2 protein-coding genes are annotated in these 1604 nt (G+C 69.1%); one reads left to right on the top strand and one right to left on the bottom strand.

Annotated features, from left to right (window positions below):
- Window positions 1-228 precede the first annotated feature (228 nt).
- On the top strand, window positions 229-1203 hold the full coding sequence (locus AOK18_RS28735) for an acyl-ACP desaturase (RefSeq protein WP_055696212.1): 975 nt from the start codon (window positions 229-231) through the stop codon (window positions 1201-1203).
- A 77-nt stretch (window positions 1204-1280) separates the two neighbouring features.
- On the opposite strand, the gene AOK18_RS28730 is transcribed toward AOK18_RS28735, so the two are convergent.
- Window positions 1281-1529 (bottom strand): WhiB family transcriptional regulator, encoded by a 249-nt coding sequence (locus AOK18_RS28730; protein WP_055572257.1) that lies wholly within the window; start codon window positions 1527-1529, stop codon window positions 1281-1283.
- Window positions 1530-1604: the final 75 nt, after the last annotated feature.

Here is a 1604-nt window from a genome sequence, read left to right as displayed (position 1 = left end):
TCCCCGCCCCGTGCGGCCCGCCCAGAGGAGTTCGGGGCGCAGGGGGTGGTACCGGTCGGTGCGCCCGCGCGCCCTGTACGCCGCACGGGCGATTCCCGTGCTGATCAGCGGCCTTTACGACACGCTTAACTTACGGTTTCGTAACCTACGGATTCGTAGCCTACGATTCCGTAGGTTGCCGGTGCCGCTCGCCGGCGACTCGTACTGCCCCCGTCCCCTGGAGTACCCATGTCGCTCACCTCCCCCCATCTCGGCAGCCCCTCCGTCTGGACCGATGCCCGGCTGCTGTACGCGCTGGAGGAAGTGGTCGAGAAGGAGCTCAACCGGCATCTGAAGGTCGCCAAGGACTGGATGCCGCACGAGTACGTGCCGTTCAGCGACGCCCGCAACTTCCCCGGGTTCTTCGAGGACGGCGAGGCCTGGGAGAAGAAACAGTCCAAGGTCACCGAGGTCGGCCGGATCGCGCTGGTGGTGAACCTGCTGACCGAGGACAACCTGCCGAGCTACCACCACGAGATCGCCACGCTGTTCGGCCGCGAGGGCGCCTGGGGCACCTGGGTGCACCGCTGGACCGCGGAGGAGGGCCGGCACGGCATCGTGATGCGGGACTACCTGCTCGCGTCGCGGGCGGTGGACCCGGACAAGCTGGAGCAGTTCCGCATGGCGCACATGAGTGAGGGCTTCGAGTCGGACAACCGGCACTCGATGCTGCACTCGATCGCCTACGTCGCGTTCCAGGAGCTGGCCACCCGCATCTCGCACCGCAACACCGGCCACCAGTCCGGTGACCCGGTCTGCGACCGGATGCTGGCCCGCATCGCGACCGACGAGAACCTGCACATGGTCTTCTACCGGAACCTGCTCAAAGCCGCCTTCGAGCTCGCCCCCGACCTCACGATGCAGGCGGTGCGGGACGTCGTCGTGAACTTCCGGATGCCGGGCCACGGCATCCCCGGTTTCGAGCGGGCCGCGGCGCAGATGGCGATCGGCGAGGTCTACAACCTGCGCATCCACCTCGACGACGTGCTCCAGCCGGTGATCCGCTTCCTGAGGGTCATGGAGATCGACGGGCTCGGCCCCGAGGGCGTCAAGGCCCAGGAGGAGCTCGGCCTCTTCCTCGACGGCCTGGACTCCGAGGCGAGCAAGTTCGACGAGAAGCTCGCGGCGCGCAAGGCGCGGATGGCCGCGCGGGCGGCCGGCTGACCTCCGTTCCCCGGCCCGCCGTCGTCCCCCCGGTCCGGGTCCGTCCTCGGAGCCGTCGCGGTCCCGGTGGCCGGCCGTCAGCACCGGGACGTGCGCCGCAGATCCAGCCGCTCCTTCTCGGAGAGGCCGCCCCAGACGCCGAAGCGCATGTCGTTGGTCATGGCGTAGTCGAGGCAGGCGGCCCGGATGGGGCACAGACCGCAGATCCGCTTGGCCTCACGGACCGAGCTGCCGGGCTCGGGGAAGAAGAAGTCTCCCCCGGTCTGCGCGCACAGGGCCTCCTCCTGCCACGCGAGGTCGGGTGACGCGATGGTGTCGATGTGCATGCCCGCCAGCGTGCGGGGCGCCGCGTTGATCCGTCGTTGATCGACCGTTTTTCACCTCCCCTCACTCTGGCGGGC

Origin of the sequence: Streptomyces prasinopilosus (assembly GCF_001419695.1) — a bacterium.
GTDB lineage: Bacteria > Actinomycetota > Actinomycetes > Streptomycetales > Streptomycetaceae > Streptomyces > Streptomyces prasinopilosus.
Note: the sequence above shows the minus strand (reverse complement) of the source record. Positions and strands in the feature narration are given on the sequence as shown.

Bases quoted from the DNA above. Each gene is read 5' to 3' on its own strand.
- AOK18_RS28735 (WP_055696212.1), top strand. From the start codon at position 229: ATGTCGCTCACCTCCCCCCATCTCGGCAGCCCCTCCGTCTGGACCGAT.
- AOK18_RS28730 (WP_055572257.1), bottom strand. From the start codon at position 1,529: ATGCACATCGACACCATCGCGTCACCCGACCTCGCGTGGCAGGAGGAG.